Source organism: Streptomyces sp. NPDC001750, from assembly GCF_042892615.1.
Taxonomy (GTDB): domain Bacteria; phylum Actinomycetota; class Actinomycetes; order Streptomycetales; family Streptomycetaceae; genus Streptomyces.
Genome location: NZ_JBIAUE010000036.1, coordinates 18,278 through 42,242 on the forward strand (window position 1 = coordinate 18,278; position 23,965 = coordinate 42,242).

22 protein-coding genes and 8 pseudogenes are annotated in these 23,965 nt (G+C 67.6%); 15 read left to right on the forward strand and 15 right to left on the reverse strand.

The genetic code is table 11. The annotated features are described in order from the left end of the window. Positions 1-259 precede the first annotated feature (259 nt). The 3 genes from ACFYY6_RS33900 to ACFYY6_RS33910 form a co-directional block, all read right to left on the reverse strand. A complete protein-coding gene (locus ACFYY6_RS33900) occupies positions 260-1,540 on the reverse strand; it encodes a beta-ketoacyl synthase N-terminal-like domain-containing protein (RefSeq protein WP_351521718.1) in 1,281 nt (426 codons plus the stop codon). Positions 1,541-1,640: 100 nt separating this feature from the next. Continuing rightward, the gene (locus tag ACFYY6_RS33905) at positions 1,641-1,967 is read right to left on the reverse strand and encodes a DUF5988 family protein (RefSeq protein ID WP_389197156.1); all 327 of its coding nucleotides are present in this window, start codon (positions 1,965-1,967) and stop codon (positions 1,641-1,643) included. A gap of 421 nt (positions 1,968-2,388) precedes the next feature. After that, positions 2,389-2,796, reverse strand: a complete 408-nt coding sequence (locus ACFYY6_RS33910) for a hypothetical protein (RefSeq protein WP_351521684.1) — start codon at positions 2,794-2,796, stop codon at positions 2,389-2,391. A 1,237-nt stretch (positions 2,797-4,033) separates the two neighbouring features. Here ACFYY6_RS33910 and ACFYY6_RS33915 point away from each other — a divergent pair. The 4 genes and pseudogenes from ACFYY6_RS33915 to ACFYY6_RS33930 form a co-directional block, all read left to right on the forward strand. Next, complete coding sequence (locus ACFYY6_RS33915; protein WP_351521682.1) at positions 4,034-4,543, forward strand: ATP-binding protein; 510 nt, start codon at positions 4,034-4,036, stop codon at positions 4,541-4,543. After that, positions 4,540-4,932, forward strand: a pseudogene (locus ACFYY6_RS33920) (pentapeptide repeat-containing protein); the annotation flags it as partial. The gene ACFYY6_RS33915 and the pseudogene ACFYY6_RS33920, both read left to right, overlap by 4 nt. A 358-nt stretch (positions 4,933-5,290) precedes the next feature. Next, on the forward strand, positions 5,291-5,656 hold the full coding sequence (locus tag ACFYY6_RS33925; protein ID WP_389197200.1) for a hypothetical protein: 366 nt from the start codon (positions 5,291-5,293) through the stop codon (positions 5,654-5,656). A gap of 217 nt (positions 5,657-5,873) precedes the next feature. After that, positions 5,874-5,984: pseudogene (locus ACFYY6_RS33930) on the forward strand (IS5/IS1182 family transposase); the annotation flags it as partial. Between the two features lie 128 nt (positions 5,985-6,112). Here ACFYY6_RS33930 and ACFYY6_RS33935 read toward each other — a convergent pair. Together ACFYY6_RS33935 and ACFYY6_RS33940 are read right to left on the reverse strand one after the other, a co-directional pair. After that, complete coding sequence (locus ACFYY6_RS33935) at positions 6,113-6,325, reverse strand: tautomerase family protein (RefSeq protein WP_342286972.1); 213 nt, start codon at positions 6,323-6,325, stop codon at positions 6,113-6,115. Positions 6,326-6,718: 393 nt separating this feature from the next. Next, positions 6,719-7,411 carry an alpha/beta hydrolase gene (locus ACFYY6_RS33940; RefSeq protein ID WP_389197158.1) on the reverse strand — a complete coding sequence of 231 codons (693 nt, stop codon included), beginning with the start codon at positions 7,409-7,411 and terminating at the stop codon, positions 6,719-6,721. A gap of 55 nt (positions 7,412-7,466) precedes the next feature. Between ACFYY6_RS33940 and ACFYY6_RS33945 the strand changes: the two are divergent. After that, positions 7,467-7,685, forward strand: a pseudogene (locus ACFYY6_RS33945) (transposase); the annotation flags it as partial. A 14-nt stretch (positions 7,686-7,699) separates the two neighbouring features. Here ACFYY6_RS33945 and ACFYY6_RS33950 read toward each other — a convergent pair. Beyond that, positions 7,700-7,942 (reverse strand): hypothetical protein, encoded by a 243-nt coding sequence (locus tag ACFYY6_RS33950; RefSeq protein WP_389197160.1) that lies wholly within the window; start codon positions 7,940-7,942, stop codon positions 7,700-7,702. 144 nt (positions 7,943-8,086) lie between these two features. Next, entirely contained in the window at positions 8,087-8,332 is a 246-nt protein-coding gene (locus ACFYY6_RS33955; RefSeq protein WP_389197162.1) for a hypothetical protein, read from the reverse strand. Between the two features lie 146 nt (positions 8,333-8,478). On the opposite strand from ACFYY6_RS33955, the gene ACFYY6_RS33960 reads away from it, so the two are divergent. Further along, positions 8,479-9,252 (forward strand): hypothetical protein, encoded by a 774-nt coding sequence (locus ACFYY6_RS33960; protein WP_389197164.1) that lies wholly within the window; start codon positions 8,479-8,481, stop codon positions 9,250-9,252. A 211-nt stretch (positions 9,253-9,463) separates the two neighbouring features. Here ACFYY6_RS33960 and ACFYY6_RS33965 read toward each other — a convergent pair whose 3' ends face one another. Further along, positions 9,464-9,985, reverse strand: a complete 522-nt coding sequence (locus ACFYY6_RS33965; protein WP_388653265.1) for an SRPBCC family protein — start codon at positions 9,983-9,985, stop codon at positions 9,464-9,466. A 186-nt stretch (positions 9,986-10,171) separates the two neighbouring features. Here ACFYY6_RS33965 and ACFYY6_RS33970 point away from each other — a divergent pair, with 186 nt between their 5' ends. Both ACFYY6_RS33970 and ACFYY6_RS33975 read left to right on the forward strand, forming a co-directional pair. Then, positions 10,172-10,735, forward strand: a complete 564-nt coding sequence (locus tag ACFYY6_RS33970) for a TetR/AcrR family transcriptional regulator (RefSeq protein ID WP_388653262.1) — start codon at positions 10,172-10,174, stop codon at positions 10,733-10,735. 131 nt (positions 10,736-10,866) lie between these two features. Further along, positions 10,867-11,916 (forward strand): annotated as a pseudogene (locus tag ACFYY6_RS33975) (medium chain dehydrogenase/reductase family protein). A 44-nt stretch (positions 11,917-11,960) separates the two neighbouring features. Here the strand turns inward: ACFYY6_RS33975 and ACFYY6_RS33980 are convergent. Beyond that, positions 11,961-12,174, reverse strand: a pseudogene (locus ACFYY6_RS33980) (hypothetical protein); the annotation flags it as partial. Positions 12,175-12,634: 460 nt separating this feature from the next. On the opposite strand from ACFYY6_RS33980, the gene ACFYY6_RS33985 reads away from it, so the two are divergent. Further along, the gene (locus ACFYY6_RS33985) at positions 12,635-13,186 is read left to right on the forward strand and encodes a hypothetical protein (protein WP_389197166.1); all 552 of its coding nucleotides are present in this window, start codon (positions 12,635-12,637) and stop codon (positions 13,184-13,186) included. Here ACFYY6_RS33985 and ACFYY6_RS33990 read toward each other — a convergent pair. Further along, entirely contained in the window at positions 13,179-13,877 is a 699-nt protein-coding gene (locus ACFYY6_RS33990) for a type 1 glutamine amidotransferase domain-containing protein (RefSeq protein ID WP_389197168.1), read from the reverse strand. The two genes, ACFYY6_RS33985 and ACFYY6_RS33990, sit on opposite strands and share 8 nt — an antisense overlap. Positions 13,878-14,644: 767 nt before the next feature. On the opposite strand from ACFYY6_RS33990, the gene ACFYY6_RS33995 reads away from it, so the two are divergent. Next, on the forward strand, positions 14,645-14,920 hold the full coding sequence (locus ACFYY6_RS33995) for a hypothetical protein (RefSeq protein WP_351632722.1): 276 nt from the start codon (positions 14,645-14,647) through the stop codon (positions 14,918-14,920). A gap of 332 nt (positions 14,921-15,252) precedes the next feature. On the opposite strand, the pseudogene ACFYY6_RS34000 reads toward ACFYY6_RS33995, so the two are convergent. Further along, positions 15,253-16,504, reverse strand: a pseudogene (locus tag ACFYY6_RS34000) (IS3 family transposase). 198 nt (positions 16,505-16,702) lie between these two features. Between ACFYY6_RS34000 and ACFYY6_RS34005 the strand changes: the two are divergent. Next, positions 16,703-17,632: a hypothetical protein gene (locus ACFYY6_RS34005; RefSeq protein WP_386609923.1), complete on the forward strand. Its 930-nt coding sequence runs from the start codon at positions 16,703-16,705 to the stop codon at positions 17,630-17,632. Between the two features lie 620 nt (positions 17,633-18,252). Here the strand turns inward: ACFYY6_RS34005 and ACFYY6_RS34010 are convergent. Next, the gene (locus tag ACFYY6_RS34010; RefSeq protein WP_389197170.1) at positions 18,253-18,720 is read right to left on the reverse strand and encodes a sensor histidine kinase; all 468 of its coding nucleotides are present in this window, start codon (positions 18,718-18,720) and stop codon (positions 18,253-18,255) included. Between the two features lie 72 nt (positions 18,721-18,792). Between ACFYY6_RS34010 and ACFYY6_RS34015 the strand changes: the two genes are divergently transcribed. Continuing rightward, positions 18,793-19,452, forward strand: a complete 660-nt coding sequence (locus tag ACFYY6_RS34015) for a TetR/AcrR family transcriptional regulator (protein ID WP_389197172.1) — start codon at positions 18,793-18,795, stop codon at positions 19,450-19,452. Positions 19,453-19,983: 531 nt separating this feature from the next. Further along, positions 19,984-20,595 (forward strand): TetR/AcrR family transcriptional regulator, encoded by a 612-nt coding sequence (locus ACFYY6_RS34020; RefSeq protein WP_386609900.1) that lies wholly within the window; start codon positions 19,984-19,986, stop codon positions 20,593-20,595. On the opposite strand, the gene ACFYY6_RS34025 is transcribed toward ACFYY6_RS34020, so the two are convergent. Further along, entirely contained in the window at positions 20,559-21,230 is a 672-nt protein-coding gene (locus ACFYY6_RS34025; RefSeq protein WP_389197175.1) for a nitrilase-related carbon-nitrogen hydrolase, read from the reverse strand. The two genes, ACFYY6_RS34020 and ACFYY6_RS34025, sit on opposite strands and share 37 nt — an antisense overlap. A gap of 31 nt (positions 21,231-21,261) precedes the next feature. On the opposite strand from ACFYY6_RS34025, the pseudogene ACFYY6_RS34030 reads away from it, so the two are divergent. Further along, positions 21,262-21,408: pseudogene (locus ACFYY6_RS34030) on the forward strand (IS5/IS1182 family transposase); the annotation flags it as partial. A gap of 9 nt (positions 21,409-21,417) precedes the next feature. Here the strand turns inward: ACFYY6_RS34030 and ACFYY6_RS34035 are convergent. Beyond that, on the reverse strand, positions 21,418-21,807 hold the full coding sequence (locus ACFYY6_RS34035) for a hypothetical protein (protein ID WP_351525379.1): 390 nt from the start codon (positions 21,805-21,807) through the stop codon (positions 21,418-21,420). A gap of 509 nt (positions 21,808-22,316) precedes the next feature. Here ACFYY6_RS34035 and ACFYY6_RS34040 point away from each other — a divergent pair. Further along, positions 22,317-22,583 carry a hypothetical protein gene (locus ACFYY6_RS34040; protein WP_389197177.1) on the forward strand — a complete coding sequence of 89 codons (267 nt, stop codon included), beginning with the start codon at positions 22,317-22,319 and terminating at the stop codon, positions 22,581-22,583. 999 nt (positions 22,584-23,582) lie between these two features. Here the strand turns inward: ACFYY6_RS34040 and ACFYY6_RS34045 are convergent. After that, positions 23,583-23,747: pseudogene (locus ACFYY6_RS34045) on the reverse strand (mycothiol system anti-sigma-R factor); the annotation flags it as partial. Between the last annotated feature and the right edge of the window lie 218 nt (positions 23,748-23,965).

Genomic DNA, 23,965 nt, shown 5'->3' on the forward strand with positions numbered 1-23,965 from the left:
GGCGGCGGGGGTGCCTGCGGTGGGCCACGAGTGGTCTCCTTGTCGTACATGAGGAACGTGGGGGGCGGTGTGCGGCTCGTGGAGAAGGAGGTGTGCCGCGCGGTAGACCGGCCCAGCGCGCGGGTGTGCATGTGCGTGCGTGTGGGGCCGTCCTGGGCCAGGACTGTGGGGGCGTGAGGAACTGTGGAGCTGAGACTGAGCCGTCGTCGGCCTCGAGGCGACGGTCTGTGGGCAAGGAGACGGCCGGGCGATGGGCGGCTCAGACGTCGGGGCTTCCCAGGAGGATCGCGCTTTTCACGCCCCCGACCTGGTAGTTGAAGCTGAAGGCGTAGTCGAAGTCGAGGCGGCGGGGTGCTTTTCCTGGAACCGGATCGAAGGTCAGCTGGTCCGCCGGCTGTTCGCAGTTGGCGGTTGGGCACACCTGGCCGTGGCTCATCATGAGCAGGGTCAGAGCCACGCCGACACAGCCGGCCGGGGCGCCGTTGTGGCCGAAGCAGCCCTCCTGCGAGGTCATAAGCAGATCGCTCGACGCGGGGCCGTACAGTTCCTTGATGGCGTTCGCCTCGAAGGCTGTGACGACGACGTTGCCGTCGCTGCCGCCGTGGATGTAGGGCACCTGGTTGATCTCCCAGGTGTCGCCGAGGCATCGCCGCACTGCGCAGACCAGTGCTTTTCCGCTCTCGTCGCTGGCCAGGGGATTGGCCAGCCCGTCGCGGGTGGTTGCTTGCGAGAGGACTTGCCCGTAGGGGCGGGCGTCCCGGCTGAAGGCGTGTTCCCTGCTCTCCATGACGATGGTCGCGGACCCCTCGCCGTGGTTGATGCATTCGGCACGCCGGTCGTAGGGACGCATCAGGGCGTCGAACGATGGCAGGAGACTCGGCATGTCCTGGGACCGCATGACGTCGTAGGCCCTCTGCGCTCCGCTCAGCAGGCGCTGGATGTTGCGGATGAGCGTGACGCTGAAGACGTCGACTCCGGTCACCACAGCGACATCGACCTCGCCAGCGGCGATGAGGCGCTGTGCATTGCCGATCTGGAGGGCCGAGGACGCGCAGCCGCAGGAGACGGTGTAGTTGGCTCCCTTGGACCGGGTGAGCGCGCCTTGGACCAGTGCGACATCCGAGGGGGTGACGGCCTGCTCCGCCGCGACGAACATCTCCAGCGCATCGGCGACCGGAAAGGTCGCGGGGTCGGCCTTGAGGACGGCGAGATAGCTGTCGATGTTGGCGTCCACGCCGCCGCGACCCACCAGAATGGCGGCCTCTTCCAGATCGTGCTGGACCTTGAGGCCAGCGTCCGCGCACGCCTGCGCCAGCGACACCAGTCCGAAGCGGTGGGCGTCTGTGTAGTGGCGTGAGAAGAACTCGGGAATGCCGGGGACGCGTTCGTCGAACGTTGCGTCCGGCAGGTCCACGCTGCCGTAGTAGACGCCGTTCTTGATGAGGCAGGACGTTCCGGTGGACGCGACGTTCCAGAGATCGTCGGCGGTGAACACCGGTGCTCCTGAACCCGGAAGGCACAGCCCGATGCCGGTGACCACGGCGTCCCGGGCCCGGCCTCCGGCCCGCCGCGTCACGAGTCACCCTCAGATGCTGGTGGATTGACCATGGAAACTTTCCCTTCAGGATCACGGGATGAGCCTATTCGGCCACATACGTGCGGTGGCACCAGCGGTAGATGGGCAGTTGCTCGCCTTCATAGAGGCAGTAACAGCCCGAGAAATCGAAGTGTTCATAGGCGTTGCCGCACAGGATTTTCACTTTTGGTTCGATCTCCACGGACTTGACCTCCCATACGGCAGGAATGGGAACCCAGTCCGGACCTCCGGAAAGCTTGACTCGAACGCAGCCAGACAAATCCAGCTCCAGTGTCAGTCGGCGGGCAGGGGGCGACTGATCCACTCCATTCCCACTCCGTACGTGCACGCTGCGTCCCAGGACGATCCGCCTGGGGCGCAGGTGCGGCATTCTGCTCCTCGCCTGCGAGCGGAGGGCTTGAGAGGAGGGGGATCAGAAACCGGGAAGTCATACAGCAGGTGTGGCACAGGGAATTGAAGAAAGCAGTGACCAGCACAATGGCCTCATATGCGGTGAGGAAAAGTAAATCGCTTTTCGGGCATACACGCATGCCCGCGCCGTGAGCGCGGAGAAAGGACAGCGGGTCTCATGAGGGTTCGCCGGCTGCCAGACGTCCCGACCGTGCGGGACACTGGACACTTTGGCTGCGCGTGGACACGGCGAGAGACTTCTCACCGGCTGCACCGGCTTCCCACCGCCGCCCGGGCGGCGGTGGGAAGCCGGCCTGCGCACCGGTCCCCAGACCGGGAACCTGAGGGCCAGGCGACGGCCGGGATGAGGGGCCTGGCCGCAGGCACCCGCCGTACGCCGGTCAGGTCGCGTTGGCGAGCGCCTGACTGATCGACGAAGCGGTCGCCTGCTCGGACTTCAGGGCCGGGCTGGCGGCTCCGAGCAGGTTGTACACGATGGCGGTCGCGTTGGTCGCGGAAGCCGTAAGGATATTGGCCCCCACCACCGGCGGCTGCCCGGCGCAGTCGCCGAGCGCGGAGGCGAGCGAGGTGGCGGTGCTCAGGTTGCTGGAGAAGGCGGTCTTGGTGTCGTTGGCCTGGTCGGCGGCGATGGCGGCGTTGTTGGACGTCTGCGCGGCCTGCAGGTCGTTGACGCAGGAGGAGGCGGCCACAGCGGCGGGGGCTGCTGCGGCCAGGGGGGCGAAGCCCACTACGGCGCCCGCCGCCAGGGCGGCGGCGACAGTAGCGGCGGCAAGACGGGAACGGAACATGCTGGCACTCCCTAGAAATGACGTGCGCGCTCATTGGCAACGACGTCGGCGGAGCGGTGCCCTTCTCTCCCCAGAGGGACGGCCTGCTCCGGCAGCGAGAACACCATCTGGTCACCGCACACTTCACTGTGGCGGGAGCGAAGACCGGAACGGGTAGCAGCAACGTCCCCGGGAAGGGATGGGCGACCCGCCGGTTCATAGTCCAGTAAAGCGGGACGGATTAGCGACACCTCAAGAGGAGAAGCCCCGAACCACTCGATCGGAGTACCACGCAAAGCGGAAAATCAAACGCCACATCCTTCACTACCGGAACAGTGTGCGCATCACCCTTCCGGCCCCCGCGAAATTCAGGCGACAACAAATCGGTGCTGCGCCACCGAAATCACGAACCGAACTTCAGGGCCGCGACGACTTCAGAAGTACCTGATTGATCATCAAACGGTTCGCGATTGCCGCAGGGGCGGCGAACGCCCCAAACGAAATGCCCTGATAAGACGTCAGAAAATCACCGTGCCGATGGGCATCCGCTCGTTCGTCCATTTCTAAACCAGGCAGAATCCGAACATTTCATCAGACCGAAGTGAGCCATTCGGGTTACATTCAGCTGTCACCCATTGCCGCCATATGCAGACTCGACGCATAACGGTTACGTCCAACGGTTGGCCACCCGCCCTCCCTCGGGGAGGTGGCTACCCAACCGATCAGGCGGCTGATTCGCGCCGGCCGCCGCAAGGGTGGGTCACCACTATGGGCGCCCCGCGGGAGGAGTTGGACGTGTCAGCCGGCGTCACCTGGCGCCGGCTGACGCCGGCCGACGTTCAGGATTCAGCGCCCGGTCCCCGCACGTCGCGGCAAGGCCGTCGCGAACACGCCGCTCCCCTGCCGGACCAGCCCGACAGACCGCCGTCCTGCATGGGTACGGCGGTTGTCGCCGTCTTTGGCCCGGAAGAGGTGGATGCCGAAGCATCTGGCCATAAGGCCGGGAAGCCCCCGCGCAAAGGCGCGTCACGCCGCCAGCAGGAAGGAGCGTACGGGCAGTGGAGCCGGCGCCACGTATGCGCCCTTCCTCTTCGTGTCCACCGCCGTCCCATATACACAAGCCCCACGGACGCACAGTGCCATGCTCCTTCTTCTCACACGCGTGAAGGAACACCCTCGACAGGGCGGCGCCGCCACGCGCCGCTCCGGGACACCAGGCCCGTCTACCGCCTGCGCCTCTCACAGCACCAGGAGAGTCATGTCGACGACCCGTGCATACGCGTGTATCGCGCTTACCCCACAAGAAGTCGAACGATGGCCTGATACCCCGGTGGCGAGCACGTTGGCCACCGGCTGGCTCCAATCGCGGTCCACCACCCTGCACCTCCCGGCGGTGGACCGGGCCGTCCCTGTTTGCCGATACCTGACCCGCTTATGGCTCGATCAGCAGCACTTGACCGACGAAGGTGTCCGGCAAACGACCTTGCTGATCACCACGGAACTCGCCACGAACGCCATCCTTCACACCGACAGCACCGTCATCACCACCAACCTGCAGCAGAACAGAAGTCACCTGCGCATCCAGATGCGCGACCAGGGTTCGGAACGAACGGTCAAACACTGGCACGACAAATCCGGTTTCGGCCGTGGCCTGGGGATCATTGCCAACTGCACCCGGGCACTTGGCACACACGTGGGACGCGACGGGTGCCGGACGGTCTGGGCCACCGTCTCCCTGACGCGGCCCCCGCCGGGACTCGGTGCATGAGAAGCAGCCGACGTCAGCCGCAAGGGCGCGTCAATGCGCCCAAAGACTGGGGATCGCGTGGACTCGCCCTCTTCATCAAGGACGGCTGCCGCAGAGCCGGCGGGGCCCTGCGCCGATGTCCCGGACAACAAATCCGGTTGCGGCGCGCGGCCTCCGCCCTGGCGGTCAGGACAGGACGCCCGGTTGCCGAAGGGCCCTTGCGAGAGCCCTCCACCGACAACGCCTGGTTCAGCCATGTGGCCTTCCCTGGCGACGCGGACTTCGAAGACGCGAACTTCACGGGCGACGCTGGATTCGGCAACGTGACCTTCACCGGCAACGCCCGGTTCAGCAGTGCGGCCTTCACCGGTAACGCCTGGTTCAGCGATGCGACCTTCACCCACGACGCCGACTTCGACCACCTGACCTTCGCCAGGGACGCCCAATTCAGCGGTGCACGGTTCGAGCGTGCACCATTCTTAGGGCCGCTGAACTGCGGGCCATTGCTGAACCTGTCAGAGGCGATCTTCTCGGTCCCGGTGACGATCCAAGTCGCAGCCGAGGAGGTGCGGTGCGTGCGTACCCGCTGGGATGCGACTGTGTCCCTGCGCCTGCGCTACGCCAAAGTGGATCTTTCGGACGCAGTCGTCACCCAACCGACCGCCGTCACCACCCACCCCCACTCCCTTCCCGAACATGCCTGCCTCGGACTTCACAGGCGAGCCAACGGTGAAGATGACCTCCTTGCGAGGGATCGACACAGCGCACTTGGTCCTGACGGATACCGACCTCAGCAGCTGCGTCTTCACCGGAGCGTTCCACCTCGACCAGCTCCGCCTCGCCGGCCGTACCCAATTCGCCTCCGTACCGACGGGCATCATTCGGCACGGCCTGCTGCCCATGAGGTTCACCCGGCGACGCACCCTCGTGGAAGAACACCACTGGCGCGCCATCCGAACCCCGACGACCAACTGGGTTCCCAGGGCCATCCTCCAGCACTCGCCCCCAAACCCTATGACCTGGCTGCCCGAGGCACTGCTGCCGCGCAGGACAACCAGCCGGGCCTCTTCCGTGTCCACCATCACGCTACTGGCGGCCGGTGACACGGTTGCTCTCCATCCGCAGGCTGCCTGACGAGTGGTGCGGCGTCGCTCGACAGGGTGGCCCGCAGCGGCGGAACGGGGTGTCGGCGAAAGGGAAGGCGCAGCCCGCCCGGCCCTGTCAGCGGGCGTGGATGCGCCTCCCTGTCTACAGGCTGGGCACGGTCGGCGCGACTGGCATCGGGCGAGCTGGTTGCCGGGCTCCCTCGTACGGTTGCTTCTCCTGCGGCCGGCGAACCGGCCATGGCCACGCCATGGCCACTTTGAAGAGCTGGCGCCTCCTGCGGAAGTTCCGCTGCAGCACCAACCGCCTCACGGCGATCGTCCAGGCCGTCCTCGTCCTTCATCACGCGTCAGCGTGAGGTTGGAGAGGGCCCAGTGGCCTGCGACCCGAGTGACGCGGCCCTCTCCCTGGCGTCGAGAGAGGGCCGCGACCAGTGGTGCTCGGTGATCAGCATCGGGGCGCGCCGTTTCGCGTGCTTCATGCACTTCAGTGCTGACGCGACTTTTCGAGGAAGTCGGGGTCGGAGGCGAGGACGCCGCCCTGCGCCCAGTACTTGACCGGGTTGGCGTGGAATAGGACGAGAATCTTGTCGCGCGGGATGCTCGTGACGCGGTGCACGGTCTCGGTGACCTCAGTCAACAGTTCCTGCGTCTGCTCGTCACTGGTGCCCTCCCAGGCGTCGATGTTGATGATGGGCATCGTGCTTCTCTCTTTCGTTTCTTCTTCAAGGGGATGCCGCCGCGCCGGAGGCACGGCGCCTTCGGGGTGGCTACTGGGCGAGGCGTGCCCATGGCGGGTCGAGCTCAGGGCCGCCGGCGTCGTGGGCGGTGTTCCATTGGTTGTGGAGTCACATGGGGGTGCGGCGGGTGGGCTTCGGCGCTGTTCCAGGCAACATCGCGTTCGTAGGTGATGACCTGGCCGTGCTCGCCGACGATGATCCAGGCGTAGAGCCTGGTCTCTGACGAGTACTGGTCACAGCCACTCGTTGATGGCCGTGCCGTCCGGCCCCGACCGAGGAGTTCGGTCGGGGCCTGCACCGGTTTCCGCGTCGGCGCTCGCGTCGTTTCACGGTTTCCGAGCCGGAAGGGTGCATCACGGGGTGGATGTGTCCTGGAACTGGCGGGCGAGGTAGCTGAACCAGGATTGCTGGAAGGTGGCCGCGAGTTGCGACTCGGGGGCGAACAGGTCGAAGGCGTGGTAAGCGCCCGGGTAGAGGTGCAGTTCGACCGGGACCCCGTGGGCGCGCAGGCGTGCGGCGTAGTCGAGGTCCTCGTCGCGGAAGCAGTCGAGTTCGCCGACCGCGACGAAGGTCGGCGGCAGCGCGCTGAGATCCTCCGCGCGGGAGGGCGCCGAGTACGGGGAGACGTCGTCGGTTCCGGCGCGGTCCCCCAGGATCGCCTGCCAGGCCAGGATGTTCGTGGAGCGGTCCCAGATACCTATGTCGCTGATCTCGTGGCTCGACGCGGTCAGGTTGCGGTCGTCCAGCATGGGGGACGTCAGCGACTGGAACAGGGGCGCCGAGCCGACACGGTCCCGGACCAGCAGTACGGTGGCCGCCGCGATGCCTCCGCCGCCGCTCTGGCCCGCGATGCCGATCCGGGTATTGTCCAGGGCCAGGGCCTCCGCTTCGCGGACGAGCCACTGGTAGGCGGTGAAACCGTCCTCGGCGGCACCGGGAGAGGGTGTTTCCGGGGCGAGCCGGTAGTCGACCGCGGCGACGGCGCAGCCGAGCCGCGAGCACAACCGCTTGAGCCAGGGATCGTCCTGGGCGGCGAAGCCGAGCACCTGGCCGCCGCCGTGGAACCAGAGCATCACCGGCAGCGGTCCCTGCGCGGTCGCCTGGCTGACCATCTACTACCTGCCGCCCTACGCACCGGACCTCAACCCCGTCGAAGGGATCTGGTTCCTGCTACGGCGCGGATGGCTCTCCAACGTCGCCTTCACCACCCCCGAACACCTCGTCCAGCGCATCCGACGAGGCCTACGGCACATCCAGTACCGCAGCCACCTCATAGACGGCTGCCTCGCCGAGACCGGCCTGACCATCAGGCCGACCTGAGCAACCCGGCGACATCACGAGTTCAACCTCAGTAGACTCAGCTTTGATTCCGGATAGCAGCGGCTACGGAATATGGCGACAGGATCGAACTCGGCCTCGCCCATGACGAACGGGCCAAACGTCTCCTTCAACACGGCCGGAATTGAGCTGGGCCGCAGCTCGAACCGGGCTTCCTCACCTGCCATCGCGTTGCGTATCAGGCTCTTCAGCGGTTGAAAATACGCCGGATGCCCGGTGACCGCGGCGGCGCGCAGCAAGTCCGTCGTCCCGGATCGACAAGGTCCGGCCACCACCGTCAGCGGGTGGCAGCCGGTCCGGTTCCGCTAGCTCGACACGGTTGGCCGTCTCGGCGTCCGGAACTGGTTCGCGCAGGTGCGAGGCCTGCGCGTCGGAGACCTGCCTCATATCGCCTCCCGCTCGGTGATCACGGCGAGCCAGTCGAGGTAGGCGGCGTAAGTGCCGCGAAAGGCCAGTAGACGGCATTGCCGGGTCAGCATGTCGAACATCGCGTCGACGGTCATGAGCTGTTGTTGAGGAGCGTCGGCGATCGGAAGTGCGAGCCACGGCCGGTGGGTATTCGCTGGGACATCCCCTTCCAGCAAATTCCGCCGGATGAGCTCTCGGCCGCGGGCGACGTCTTCGATCACCTCGATCTTCGGTACGGCCGTGGCGTCGAAGGACGCGCCTTTGAGGGTGGCGGTGATCAGACGGAGTTCGGCGCGGGCCGCGTCGTAGACGTCACCGGAGCCGACGGTGTCGTCCAGCCGCCGCAGGCTGTCCAGGCGCTGAAGGCGTGGAGCGGCGTCTCTTCGGGGCGGCCGCGGAAGCGTCCCGTTCTGCGGGCTGGACGGCCTACGACAGCGGGAAGATTGCCGCTGCCGAACGCCACTACTCCACCGCTGTGCGGGCCGCTGCCAGCGCTGACGATCCCGTCATCGGAGCGAACACCCTCGCCTTCTGGGCCATCCCGCACTACTCCACCGGCAACCCCCTCGGCGCGGTCGACCTCATCGAGGCCGCCCTGTCCCAGGCACCGAGGGCCGGCTCAGCCCGCCTGACGTCCATGCTCCACGCCCGGGCCTGCCGGGCCCACGCGCACGTCGGCGACACCCGGGCCGCCGACCGGGCCGCCGACCGGTCCGCCAACGCCGCCCTGGACGCCTACGAGAACGCCGGTCCCATCGAGGACGACCTCCCGTGCGTCTACTGGTACAACCTCGGGGAGACCCACCAGCTCCTGGGCAGCTCCGCCCTCAATCTCGGTAACCCCAAACGGGCCCTGGCCCACTTCCTGGAAGCCTCCGACGCCCACACCAGCCAGGAGGCGTACAACGCCGCTGCTTTTCCCCGCGGTCACTCCATCTACCTGGCCCGGCTCGCCGAAGCCCACCTCAGCCTGGGCGACATCGACGCTGCCGTGGCCACCGCCCACGACGCCGTCGACCGGATGGGAGGCATCACCTCCGCACACGGCACCCACACACTCGAGGACCTCCGCAAGAAACTCCTACGCCGCCGCGGAATCCCCGTCGTCGCCGACTTCCTGGACTACACCGGCACCGAGTGAGCGCCCAGCGCCAGTCAGTCCGGTAGGACTACGGGGCCGGTGACCGCCGGCCTGGACGTGCAGGGACGGATCCGAGATGGAAGCCTGCCGGTTGTTCAGCAGGACCGGGGCCAGGTGTCTGCCCGGCCGGGGCAGGCGCCCCGGCCGCAGAGCTTACGGTGGCCGATCACTCAGTTGCGGGGCCAGGACCGGACGACGCACGCGAGCGGTGTCATATGCCCTGTTCGGCGCGGTGCTTGAGGTTGTCGAGCCAGTGGTCCAGGGACGCGTCCAGGGCTTCCTGCAGGTACTCGGTGTTGGCGTCGACCGGCTTGCCGGTCCATGACTCCTCGGTGCGCACGATGACCCCGTCCTTGGTCGGTTCGAAGGTCCAGACGTGGACGGCGGTGATGCCGGCGGCCGGGCCTCCCCACACGATGCGACGTCCACGTTCGACCTGTTCGACCGTCGAGGTGATGTTCTCCAGGCCCTCGGTGGACCACACCCAGGACGACCCCGGCCGCAGGGCACCCTCGGTCTTCTTGACAACGGAGCTGACGCCCGGCTGCCAGGCGGGCCATCCCTCCACGTCGGTCTGGATGCGCCAGACACGGCTGGCCGGGGCGTGGATGACGATGGCGCGGCGGGTGATCACGGGGGCCGTTTCGTCGATCGTCACGGGCTGGGGGGCGATGTGGACGGCGCCGATGGCGGCGGCAAGGAGTCCGGAGGCGGCGTGAACGAGGGGAAGCATGGGTGTCTCCTGCTGGTGTCGAAAGAGCGGCATGGGCAGACGGAGGACCGAGAGGGTGCAGCAACACCCGACCTCAATGTGTGAGTAGTCAATCACTCACTTTTTGGGACGTCAACTAGCCAGGTCGGGAACCCGGTGGTCGCAGCTTTCTTGACTGGAGGAGAGAGTGAGTGATTGGGTACTCACATGAAAACCGAACCCCGCCGACTGTCCACCGCCGAGGAGCGCAGGGAAGCGGTGCTGCGCACCGCCATCGGGACGTTCGCGGCACGCGGATACTTCGGCACGACGACCGGGGAGGTCGCCAAGGCGGCCGGCATCTCGCAGGCGTACGTCTACCGCCTCTTCCCCAACAAGGAAGCCCTGTTCACCGCCGTCGTCGAGCACTGCTTCACCCGGGTGCGCGCCGCACTGGAGCAGGGTGCGGCCGAGGTCGCCAGCAGTGAGGCGCAGGCCGTACTCGACTCCATGGGGGACGCCTACGCCCGGCTAATCAGCGACAGCGATCTGCTCCTGGTCCAGTTGCACGCCCAGGCGGCGGCCGTTTCCGAACCTGCGATCAGGGAAGCCGTGCGCGCCGGGTACGCCCGCACGGTGGAGTACGTCCGCGGCGCGTCGGGCGGCAGCGAGGAGCAGGTCCAGAAGTTCTTCGCGGCCGGCACGCTCTGCCACCTGATCGCCTCCCTGGACGCCTCCTCCGTCGATGCTCCGTGGACACGCACGCTGGCCGCGGGCATCGTCCACTACTGACCCACCCTCCCCTTCGGCAGGTCGCCCGGCTGCCGCTCGCGGAGCGGCGGCCGTTTCTCCGGACCGAAGAGTGAGTGATTGACCACTCTATTCCTGTCGTCTCATCGCCCCACCCCCTCTGAGGAGCACCTGTGAACATCACCGAGATCGTTCTCCCCGCCGTCGGCGAGCCCGAGAGCCTCGAAGTCCGCCTGCGTGAACGTCCCCAGCCGGGACCCGGCCAGGCCCTGGTCCGCGTCGAGGCCAGCGGCGTGAGCTTCGCCGAATAGCAGATGCGCCGCGGCAAGTACTACGACATGCCGGCGTTCCCCTTCGTCCCCGGTTACGACCTCGTCGGCATCGTCGAGGAACTGGGGGCGCCGGCCGCGGGCGGACAGCCCGGCCCGGCCGTGGGGCAGCGGGTCGCCGCCCTCACCAAGACCGGCGGCTGGGCCGACCACGTGCTGCTGGACGCCGCCGACCTCGTACCCGTACCGGAGGGAGTCGGCGCCGTAGAGGCCGAGACGCTCGTGACGAACGGTGCGACGGCCTGGCGGATGCTGTTCCGCACGGCGCACGTCCGGCCGGGTGACACCATCGTCGTCCACGGAGCCAACGGCGGCGTCGGCAGCGTACTGGTACAGCTCGCCCGGGCCCAGGGCGTGCGTGTCATCGGCACCGCCTCGGCCCGCAACCAGGAGGCCGTCGCCGCACTGGGAGCGCTGCCCGTCGACTACCGGGACGACGTACCCGCCCGGGTAAGGAAGCTGGCCCCGCACGGGGTCGCGGCGGTCTTCGACCACGTCGGCGGCAAGGGCATCAAGGACTCCTGGCGCATGCTCGCCCCCGGCGGCACGCTCGTCTCCTACGGCAGCGCCTCGACCCGCGACCAGTCGGGGAACGGCACCCTCACGGTACTGCGGCTCGTGGCCCGGCTGGCACTGTGGAACGCCCTGCCCAACGGACGCAGCGCCCACTTCTTCAACCTGTGGGCCGGAAAGGCCCGAAACCCGCAGCGGTACCAGGCCGCCCTGCGCGAAGACCTCACCGAGGTGTTCGAACTGCTGCGTGACGGAACCATCCAGGCGCAGATCGACCGTGTGTACCCGCTGCGACAGGCAGCCGCCGCGCTGCGGCACGCCGAATCCGGCACGGTCGTCGGCAAGGTCGTACTCGCACCCTGGACAGAGAACGGCGCATGAGGGGCTGGCCTCTTCACGCCGACCGGGCTCGCGCGGCTCGCCGGGGCGCGGCCGCCGGGCCACCGGGACAGCTCGGTGGTCAGGGCAACACCGTCGTCGACGTCCACGGTCCGCCAGCCGTGGATGTCCAGCAGGAGGCCATCCAGCGGGCCGCCGACGAGTATCGGCGTAGATCCGGTCCGGCCGCGGGCTCGGGTCTGAGTCGTCGTGGCCGTGGCCGTAGACCCGGCCGCGCAGCAGCTGCTCGTCACCGTTCATCCGACCAGCCTTCCAACCGCTACCGACAACGCGGTCCGGTGCCAGCCCCAGCGGCGGAGCGGGCCGCTTTCCCACGGCTATCGCGTGGGAAAGAGGTGTCCGCGCGGCACGAGGGCTTGCCCGCCGGGGCTGACCTGCGAGAACGGCCGGTATCCGATTGGGGGGGTTCACACCTGCGGTCACACTTGCGGCCCCCCGCCGGGTGCAACCCTCCAGCCCCCGGTACAGCCCCCTTTGGGTGCAACCGCTCGGGGGTCGGGGCGTGGGTGGTCGTGGTTCTCACTGTGGGCGGGCAAGCCGCTGTGCGGGGGGCTTGCCCAGGGTCCCCTTGCGCTTGCCGGGTGGCGGACCGGCCCGTCGTCTACGGGGTGCGGCCGTGCTTGCAGACGGCTGGCGGCCAAGCCGGTGTTCACGAGTTCGGGAGGTACCCGCCGCTGACCTGATGGGTACATGTACCGGTGTGCCCAGATTTCAGTGGCCGAGCATTGTGGAACGCGCCGCCGACATCGTGATCAGCTACGACCGGGGCGGCGGCTGTACCCTCCGGCAGGCGTACTACCGGCTCGTGTCGGAGGGGTTGATCCCGCGCACCGCGCCGACCTACCGGCGCCTGTCCTCCCGTCTCGCCCAGGCCCGCCGGAAAGAGCGATTCCCTGATCTCATCGACCCCTTGCGCGAGGTCCACGTCTCTCCGGCCTGGCCGGACGCTGGCGCCTTCCTCCGGGCCGCGCCGGACTGGTTCGCCCTGGACCGGACCGCCGGCCAGACGGCAGCCCTGTACGTCGCCTGCGAGAAGGACACCCTGCGGGCTCAGCTGACCGGCTGGCTGGAGCGTACGGGCGTCCCCGCGCTTGTCGTCCGGGACTTCGGCAGCCAGAGCTACGTGCAGGTCGTACGCAAGCGCACGGCCCGCGACCCGCGCCCGGCCGTGCTGCTGTACGTCGTTCTTCCGGGCTTCTTCAAGTGTGATGTGACGTCGCGCACCTTTCCTCGACTTCCTCACGTCATTTAGACAGAGCCTGGACAACGAGTTCGGCGAGAGGTCCCGAGGAGGCAGGGTTCTGTCCCGTGAAGAGGTTGCGGTCCACAACCGTATAGGGCTCCCAGGCAGGACCCCGCGAATACTGGGTGGGCAGCTTCTTCAACTCGTCCTCCAGCAGCCACTTGGCCTTGTCGGCCAATCCGACACCGGCCTCCTCCTCGTTACAGAAGCCCGTCAAACGGTAGTTCGCGAAGGGCGTTTCGCCGTTCGCGTCACGGGTCGCGAGGAGAGCAGCCGGGGCATGGCAGACGATGCCGAGTGGATTGCCGGAAGCGAGCGCCTTTCGCAGCAGTGCCCCGGAGTCGGGGTCGACCGGGAGATCTTCCATCGGGCCGTGACCTCCGGGGTAGTAGACCGCGGCGTAGTCTTCGAGACGCACTTCCGTGAGAGAGATGGGATGCCGCAGCTCGTCCGCTGACTCAATGACGGCCTCCTCCTGGAGGGCGTTCTCCTCACCGCCCGCCATGCGGGGCTCCAGGCTCATCGTGTCCACAACGGGCACAACCCCACCCGGGGTTGCCACGGTAACTTGATAACCGGCGTCGGTGAACACCTTGTACGGCGCCACGAACTCCTCGGCCCAGTACCCGGTGGGATGCCGGTGCCCGTCCTTCAGGGTCCAGTAACTCGCGCCCGTAAGCACGCAAAGGATCTTGGCCATAGGACGCTCCCTTGAGAGGTCACGCCCTGGAGGGCGTGACCGACAGATTTCTGCACAACAAGCCTGATCGAGCATCTCGGGGGCTGCAACTTCATCGACATTGTGAAACTTCAGTAGAAAATCCGACCGCTAAAAACGTGTGACACATCCGATTTTCGGCGACGAGTGGCATCAATTCCCCAGGAAGCGGCAACACCCTAAGGGCTGTCCCGTAATCCGTGGCGGATCGGCGCGCGGCGTCAGATGTGGTGCATCGCAAGGCGGAGGGGCGCCCGCATACGGGACGTATGTGGGCGTTCCGACAACGCGGCGAGGTGCCGCGGCTGTCGTCGGGCGCCCGTCAGGGATTACGGGACAGCCCTTAGCAGCCATATTCGGAGCCCCAGCTCCTCCGACGTACAGGGCCGGGAGCGACACGGATTACCGTGTCGCCCCCGGCCCTGCTTCTCTTACGGGCTGCCCCGCGATTGTGACGTCACGCCGTGTCCCGAATTGGCCAACAACATCCCCCAGGGCGCGGCGCCGTTCGCATGCCCACGAGGTGCACAGCGTTCCCCTGGAGAGGAAACGGTCGGGACGGCAGCCGATCTGTTCGCCGCAGGCCCCGTCTGGGATGCTGAAGGCCAGGCTCGACAGGGGGGCAGACGGTGTATACGGAACCTATGGCGCGAGCCGTTGTGGAACCAGCAGTACTCAAGCTGATACGGCAATACCCCCGTGGCAGGTCGTTCTCCACTACGGTCACATTCGGCGGGGACGACTTCAGCATGTGCGCCCACATACGGGCGCAGTGGGCGGCACCCGGGCAGGTGAAGATCGCACTGGCCTGTTGGGTCGTCAACTTGGACACCGCGCGCTATCTCGGTGACAACCCGCCTGCCAGGGAGGAGATGCGCCTGCCACCGGAAGGCACAGCGGAGTGGGACGAGGAACTGACCAGCCGGGTGATCGGCCACCTCGCAGCTCGTATGAACGCTCTTGCCACCGCCCTGCCGACCACCGACGAACACCTCACCATCACCGTGCCTCTCGTCCTGACGTAGTCCGGCACAACGCCCGGGGGCCCGGCCTAGACCGCACACACAGGTGACCGGAGCCAGCCCGGTCGCTACCTGCATCGACGGCCTGGGGGCGGCTGTAGGCGAGCGCGGCGAGTCAGCGATCGATCAGACTCCGCGACCTCGCCGGTGCAGCCAGATCGCGATCAGGGCGCGCTGAGCGACGCGACGCCGGATTCGTCACGGACTGCCTCGTGATTGACCTTGGTCACGTCAGGCAACATACGGAAGGCCGCGCGAGTTGTCTGGGTTGTGAAGATCAAACAGGTCCGCGCGGCCATGTCACATCATGAACCGCCCCGGGTTCGGTAGAGATCTCAGTTGGTGGTTGTGACCTGGGGTTTCGTGGTTGTCAGGTAGTAGCTGGTCTCGTATTCGACGGATGGGAGGTGGCCTGTCTCACCGTGCAGGCGTCGGTGGCAGTACCAGTCGAGCCACTCGGCGGTGGCCGGCTCGACCTGGGAGAGGGTCTTCCAGGGCCGCTGCGGCTTGATCAACTCGGCTTTGTACAGGCCGATCGTGCTCTTCATCAGGGCGTTGTCGTATGCGTCGCCGACGGAGCCGATCGAGGCCGCGATGCCGGCTGCGTCCAGGTGCTCGGCCGGCTTGAAACCGGTGTACTGGCTGCCCGCATCGCTGTGATGTATCAACTCCCCCCGAACGTGGGGGTGTTCATCGCGCTCACGCTGCCACAACGCCATCTCCAAAGCGTCCAGGACGAGCCGGGTCTCCTTTGACGTCGCGGCGGACCAGCCGACGATCCGGCGGGAGAAGGTGTCCACGACGAAGGCGACGTAGACCACTCCGGCCCAGGTCGCCACGCGCGTGAAATCCGCGACCCAGCAGCGGTTCGGCGCGCCGGCGACGAAGTCGCGCTCGACGCGGTCGGGCGCCCGCTCGGCTTGCTGGTCGGGGATCGTGGTGATGACCTTCTTGCCACGGACGGCGCCGGTGATGCCCAGCTCGCGCAGGGCTGGGCGACGGTGCAGCGGGCCACCGTGTGGCCCCGCCGGGTCAGCTCCCGCCAGATCTTCCGGGCCCCGTAGACACGGTAGTTGTCGGTGTGGACCTGCCGGACCGGCTCCTTGAGTTCCGTGTCCCGCACCGTACGGGCGGACGGAGCGGCCAGTCGTTTCTTGTGGGCGTAGTAGGTGGAAGGGGCGATCTTGCAGTCGTGCTCGGTGAGCGTCCTGCAGATCGGCTCGACCCCGCCGAAGCGGTCCCGGTGCTCGTCGATGAACGCTACGAGCGCGTGTGTGGCCGGTCGAGCTCGGCCGCGACGAAACTCGCCGCCGCCTCGAGGATCCCGTTGCCCCGCTCCAGTTCGGCAATCTCCATCTTCATCGCTTTGAGCCGGGCCGATTCCTCCGTCGTCGTCCCCGGCCGTGTCCCCGCGTCGATCTCGTGCTGCCTCAGCCAGTTCCGCAGTGTCTCGCGGGAGCCGATGCCGAGCTTGTCAGGTCACTGCCTACAAGCGGCCGTCCCGTTCGGGCAGTCGCCGCGCACCTCGGCGACCATGCGCACCGCACGACGGCGGAGCTCAAGCGGGTAACGGGAACGTCGTGCCATGACTCGATCCTTTCATGAAATCGAGTCTCCATTCGACACGGGGCGGTTCACTACGGGCAATGTGGCTGACCGTAGTTGGCCTGCGGAGGGAGATGCGCCGGTAACTGACTCGCCGGAAGCAACTTTCGCGCCGAAACCGACGTCTGCCAGTGGGAACGGGACTGAACCCCACCGACCCATACATGAACGGAGCTTTCGGTGCTCATAGGACTGCTCACCGCCGTGGCAGCATCGATCTGTTACGGCACGGGCTCCGTTCTTCAGGCCGTCGGATCACAGAAGTCAGCCCGCCGAGAGGCCGCCGCGGGCAGCGTGACCCAGCACGGCGGCCCGAGCCTGTCGTCCACTGCGAAGGCGGCGATGACCTGGGAGTTCATCGTCGGGACCATCCTGGACTTCGTCGGCTTCGGGCTCGGCGCACTGGCGGCGCGCCTCCTGCCGCTGTTCCTGTCGCAGACCGTGATCAGCGCCAACTTGGTGATCACGGCGGTGCTGAGCATCAAGCTCCTCGGCATCCGGCTCAACCGCGCCGAGTGGACCTCGATTGCTGTGGTCTGCTCCGCGCTGGTGCTTCTGGCGACGGCGGCGGGCCCGGAAGGCAGCGGCGACACACCGATCTCCACGCACTGGTGGCTGCTGGGGATCTCGCTGCTCCTGATCGTGGGCGGCACCGTGGTCGTACGCCTACTGGGGGCGCGCGCCGCGATCCTGGCCGGCCTGCTGTCCGGACTGGGCTTCGGCGCCCTCGGTGTCGGGGTCCGCGTGCTGAACGGCATCGACCCTTTCGACCCGGGAGCGTTGCTCTGCGACCCGGCGCTCTACGCGATCCTGGTGGCAGGCATCGGCGGCATGTACCTGCACACGGTCGCCCTGCAGATCGGCTCGGTCAACGGTGCCACCGCCGCGCTGGTCGTCGGTGAGACCGTCCTGCCGGGCATCATCGGCGTGCTGTGGCTCGGCGATGCCTCCCGTCCCGGCTTCGCCTGGGCGGCGATCACCGGGTTCGTGCTCGCCGTATCGGGCGCGGTGGCAGTGGCCTGGTTCGGGTCCCCGAAAGGGCACGGCAGCGACCCTGCGGCGGCGCCCGTGACACCTGCCAAGGACGCCCGGAGGTCCGCGGGGGTCTGACCCGGCACCAGATGCGCCGAATTTCCAACGCTTGGCTGCCGTACGGGAGCCATCGTTTGCGACACAACCCGGAGAGGACTTTCCCGAAGGCGGCGATGAGGTCTTCGAGCCGACATGTGATTTGCGCGGGTGGCTGTCGGGGCGGGCACGGGTTTCGGTGGCTGTTTGGCGGCGGCCTGCTTCCAGAGGGGTGCGAAGTAGGAGCATTCTCCGTCGAAGGTCCGGACGAGTTTCTGGACGTGCTCCCAGGTTCCGGGGGTGGTGCCGTTGAGGAGGGCGGCGATGTGGTCCTGGTGCAGGGCGTATCCGCTGGTGACGGATATCGACCAGAGGGCGGGGTTGCCTGCGCGCTTGCGGAGGTAGTCCAGCGCGCGAGATCTGGGGCCGCCTGCCCGAAATCGAGCTGACGGAAATCCCCTGGATCCACCGCGAGCACGCCCGCCACCCGTTCAACGACCGCACGTGGCAGTACCTCCGCACCACCGTCACCCCCCGCCTGGACGCCCGACCGGTACGAGGCCGGTCTCGCCGACGCCCTCGACCAACTCATGCGTCACCTGCCTGGTCAGGATCACGTATGAGCGTGAGACAGGCGATGACGAAGGGTGGGGATCTCCTTGTCATATGCCGAACTCGCGCCTGCGATGCGGAAGTTCGACACGCACGATGAGGCCGCCTTCGGTTCTGGGGACGGCGGTCACCCTACCGTGGTGCGTGACATTGATCGTCCGGACCACCGCGAGTCCGAGCCCGGAACCGTTGCCGTGGTGTTCGTGGCCACGCTGGAACGCCTCGAACAGCGACGGGATCTCGTCCGGTGCCAGCACGGGGCCGGTATTGGCGATCTCGATGTAAGCCGCGGCGTCCGTGGTGCCGGTGGCCACCGCCGCCGTGCCGTCGCGGTGGTTGTGCCGTACCGCGTTGCGACCATGCCGACCGACAGCAGGACGCCGAGGGTGAGCGCGCGGTACGTGCCCGAGAAGACACCCCTCCTTACCGGCTCCGTTCTCTGCGGGAGGAGAGGGTGGGGCTTCTTCGGGGGCGTGCGCGGGGTCACTGTCCTTCGCGTCGGCGGAGGTGTGGGGCATGGAGTGGACTCCTCGAAAGATTTCGTTCCGTTCCGCATCGGAACGTAATTGAATGCTACCTATACTTGCCGCATGGTCAACACCAAGAGCGACGGAGGAAGAGCCGGGACCCGCAAAGCCTCCGGCAGGCCGCGGGATACCCGAATCGACGAGGCCGTGCCCGAAGCGGTGATGGAGATCCTCAACGAGGTCGGTTACGGCAGCCTCACGCTGGAGGCGGTAGCCGCCCGCGCCGGTACGAGCAAACCCGCTCTGCGTCGCCGCTGGCGCTCCCGCCAGCACCTGGTCGTGTCGGCTCTGGCCCGGACCATCGGCACTACGCCGACCCCCGACACCGGCTGCACGCACTGCGACCTCATTGCCGGTATCGGCACCCTCAGCGAGGCGTTCACCAGCACCGTGGGCCGAAGAGCGCTGCCGGGGCTCGTTGCGGACCTCGCCGACGACCCCCGACTGGAAAAGGAGTTCAAGGACACCTTCTTCCATCCGCGCCGCGCCACCACTGCCGAAGCGCTGCGTCGCGGCATCGACCGGGGTGACATCCGGCCCGATGCGGACATCGATCTTCTGCTGGACATGCTGGCGTCGACCACGTACTGCCGTGTGCTCTTCGGGCACCTGCCCATCACGCCAGAACTTGCCGAAGACGTCGTATCGGTGGTCATGGCGGGCAGCGCCACCAAGCGGTGGCGTGACGAGCACGGTCCCTCCGGCGTCGAGGCGAGCGAGTAGGCGGGCAGCAGGAACACCGTCAGCTACTCGCGCTGGCTGATCAGCCCACGCATGGCGTGGGAGACGTGGGTGTTCAGCCCTTCCCGCACCAGCACGATCGGCGCCTTGACCAGCTGGTGCGCACCCCCCGATCAGGGTGATGAATGCGCGCTCGCCCATGCTGCCGCGTTTGCCTCTGCCCGCAGGGTGGGAGCGCAGGGGCATCCGGCCCGTTGAGCGTTCACCGTATGATCCGCCGACGGACTGTGGTGCGGGTGGGCTCTGCACAGGTGCCCATCGAGCCGAAGTTCAGTGAACCCACGGACCCCGATACGCAGCTCTCAGCACAGAAGCCCTATGGGTCGCTCACCGGGGCTCCGCCGCCGCCGCATGCCTTGTGCGGACCGGGCGCGGGCCGGGCGCGGCCCGGAAGGTCGGGGGCGGCCCGGAAGGTCGGGGGCGGCGGTGCGCGAACAGGGGTGGCGGTGAGCGGCGTCTCGTGGTCTCCTTCCCGTCGCGGCCCCCGCCGGTCGCCCCGCGTACAGTGAGGCCATGCCCAACCCCGTCCGTGAGCCGCGCCTGGCCCGCGGCGCCGCCCGTCGCGAAGCCCTGCTCGATGCCACCGTGCGCCTGCTCGCCCGCGAGGGCGCCCGCGCCGTGACACACCGGGCAGTCGCCGAGGAGGCGGGCACCACCCACGGGTCGGCCCGGTACTACTTCGGCACCCGCGACCGGCTCCTCAACGAGGCCCTGCGCCGGCTGGCCGCGCGTCAGATCGTCGAGGTACAGAACCGCCTGTCCCCCACGCCCGATACCCCGCCGCACGCCCACGCCGCCCGCCTGGCGCACTACCTGGCCGGCGCCGTCGACGACGACCGGGACGCGTGCATCGCTCGCTACGAACTGTTCCTGGAGGTCGCCCGGCGCCCGCACCTGCGCCCCGCCCTCGACGCGTGGGGCGACGCGCAGCGCCGGGCATTCGCGATCGAGCTGGCCGCCGCGGGGGCCGACGACCCCGAAGGCGACGCCGCGCACCTGCTGACCCTGCTCAACGGTCTCATCCTGGAGCAACTGGCCGCTCCCGAGCCCGACTTCGAGCGCACCCGGCTGCGCCCGGCGATCGAGCGCTACCTGGCCGGACCGGGATCCGGCGGCGCGACGTAGCGGGCGCCGGGAAACGCGTGCGCCGGTGGCGTGTACGCGCCCCGCTCCGCCAGCCGCCGGATGTTTGCGCGGTAGATCTCGTCCGCCTCGGCGTGCCGGACCGGTTCGTCCGTCAGCCACAGGTTGGCCGGATGGATCGGTTCGTCGTACATCCGCCGGAAGACCTCGGTGCGCAGGTCCTTGAGCCAGTTGCTGTTGAGATTCATCGTCCGGAACTGCCGCAACGCCTCGATGTCGACGATCCCGGACACGAAGGAGTTGTACCCGGAGGCGGTGTGCCCGAGCACCGCCCCGTGGAAGTCGACGACGTGCGCGTTGCCGCCCGCGATGTCGTAGGGGTGGCGGGAGTCGGGCATCGGATAGACCGGTCCGGCGTTCGGACAGACCATGTACAGACTGTTGAAGTGGGCGTGCGCCCGATTTTGCAGTAGCCAGGTGCCTCCGGGGTCGGGGCCGGCCTGGGTCATTGGCACCGCCTCGCCGGGGCGGTACACCACCTCGGCGCCCTGGAGGGCCAACGCCCGTACTGCTTCCGGGCATTCGGCGTCACTGCAGCAGATAGTGCCGAGGTGGCCGATGTCGTCGGTGCGCAGCACCGGGTAGAACGCGTCGATGCCGTCGCCGAAGAGTTCCACCCACCGGTCGTACACGTCGTGCGGCGTCTAACGCACAACGGGCTGGCTGATGAACCTTTGCCGCCTGGCCCCGACTACGAAGCCCTCCCCGCCCGCTCCGAAGCCGTGATCCATCTCGCGGTGATCAACCCCATGACCCGCCGGCTCACCGGCGAAGCCACCCCCCACCTGGCGCGGAACTCGACCCTCAAAACCGGGGATGAAACGCCCGGTCAGGCAAAGGGGCAGCGAAGGGGACCCAAGGAAGAGCTTGGCGCCAACTGGCTCGCCCGAAGGCCCAGCCCCGAAGTACCTCGGCCACAGGTTCCACCGCGAAAGGCCCTTGATCGCGGGTGTCGACCCATGCCTGAAAGTGCTTTTCCGGCCCTCCCTCGCGGTATTCCACCTGATAGCTCAGGTCATCGTTGAGGTAGACCTGCATGTAGTGCTGATCGGCGGGCGACAGGTCAAGCCGCCTCACGATGACGAACCGCGAGTTGAGAGTCATGTCGGCCAGCAGATCGTGTAGCTGTTCCTCAGTCGGGTCGTCCCAGGACGTTCCATCAGCCTCAACCGCCTGCAGCATCGGTATTGTCATGCGGGCGACTGTAGCGACCGACCAGGACCACCGCCGCAGTGGCTGGGCAGGACCCCCTGTCGAACGGACCTCGCCTGGCTCCACCAGTTCAAGCGGCTCCGGATCCGCTACGAGATACGAGCCGACCTGGGCCCGGGCGTACTTGCGCACGGTGCGGTGGTCCAGGCCGAGTTCCCGGGCCACGGAGCTGTGGCTCCGGCCAGTGCGGGTCAGACCATGCACGGCCTCGAACAGCCTTCAGGCGTGGCGGCCGGCCCGGGTGTCCCCCGCGGCGTTCCCGGCGGTCTCCTCGACCGGTACGGGATCGGTCTCCCGGTCTGGTGGCAGTGTTGCGGCCAGGCAACTGCGGTGGGTGGAGGCGATGTCCTGGACGCGGCGGGAGAGACCCTACCAGAGGTGAAAGCGGTCGCTGACCTGCGTGGCGTCGGGTGCGCTGGCGTGATGCCCTGCCGGTAAGTCAGGGAGCCGTCGCGGCAGGCGACCTCGACACCTGGGTGCTCGCGGAGCCAGTGGCTGAGCTGTTCCGCGTCGTGTCCCTCCCAGAGCGTGAGCGGGAGCCGGGTGGTGGCGTCGACCAGGAGGGTGCCGAAGGTGCCGCCGTAGAGCGCGAAGTCGTCCACCCCCGGCACGCGGGGTGTCTCCAGTGGTGGAAGTGGCACCCGCATCAGCTGGGACAGAACCGTGCACCGCAAGAGCGTGATGTTCAAGATCCGCAGCATCCGGGCACCACCGCGGCCGGCCAGGACCACGCCGACGGCCTCTACCAGGTGCTGTAACTGGGGTGTACGCCGCTGATAGCGCACGGTCAGCCCCGGCACTTGCTCGGCGAAGGTCACCTTCGGGCAGGTCGGGCTCTCGCAGTACAGGCGGCGTACGGACAACTCAATGCACAGAGGTCGGCCTCCGAGAGTGACGTCGGCGAGGCGTCGAACATAACGGCTATGACACCACGCACTGAGATGGCCGCATCCCGTACATCTTGCTGAAGCACCGGACCTCGTGCGGGCGCGGACCGTCACGACCGCATCGGAGACATCGGCCGAGACCACCAGCACATTGGCCAACTGCGTTAACAGACTTGTCAGTTCAACAGAGCACAGTCACAGGCTGCCCGCTACGCGGGGCGGCCGACCCTCACACCGAGATGATCTCCGGCTACGAAAATCTTGCCAGAGCCACTCAGACGAGTATGCGGACAGCCCTACGATGGCCGCGGTTCTCCTGCGTCCGTGGCTGCTCCAGGCGGCGACAGATGAGCGGTCCCGCCTGAAACTCAGTGGCTGTCCTCTTCCTCGGCATCGGCAGCCCGGGCAGCAGGTTCAGGCGGGCGCCGGTGCCGGGCGCAGCGACGCGAGCGGCGAGCGCCGACCTCTCTCCGCCGCGCAGTTGCTCCCAGTCGACTTCGGGGTGGGCGGGGATGACCACGTCGGCGGACGCTGAGCACGATGTCGACGGCCCGGCTGGTGCCTAAGCGGACCTCGGTCGACTGCGGGGAGCGGACCCAGCCGAGCCGCACCATGTGGTCGAACTCCCTTTTACCGAGGCTCGGAGTGTCCGGATCGCCGCTCGCCTGGGCTGATGCGTCACGTAGGTGTCCGTGACGAGAGACGCTGCGTCTGATGCATGCATGCCACGGACGTCGAGGTACGTCCCGCTCACGCCTGCGATCAAGATGCTGTGGTCTCCGTGCAACTGTCCTCGCACGGCGTGCAGTGCCGGGGACAGCCCTGACTGGACCTCATCTCGGCCCTGATCTCGCCGATCGTTCCTTGGCCTCAGCTTTCAGGTGTGGTCACGTCTTGGTCCGCTAGATGTTCGGGGATGGCTTGTCCCGAGCGGATCAGAGCGATCCGGCTCAAGACCTTTGCTCTTGGATCCGCTGGCACGTCGTCGTGGCCGCAGGCATCATTGACCAGCCGCTTCACCTGCTGCGCCAGTCCGTCTGCCGGGGTGATCATGTCTCTCCGGTGCAACCACGGACGTCGGCCGGTCGGACTGTCTTCCGTCCACGTGGGTGCCGGTCCTGCGGGCGGACGAAGCTGCCCCGGGCGGCTGTGGTCGGTTCGTGCTGACGGGGCACATGGAGCCGTTATTGAAGATTGAACATGACGTCTGAATACCGCCGGACCTGCGGGGCGTTCCGGTCGAGGATCGAGTC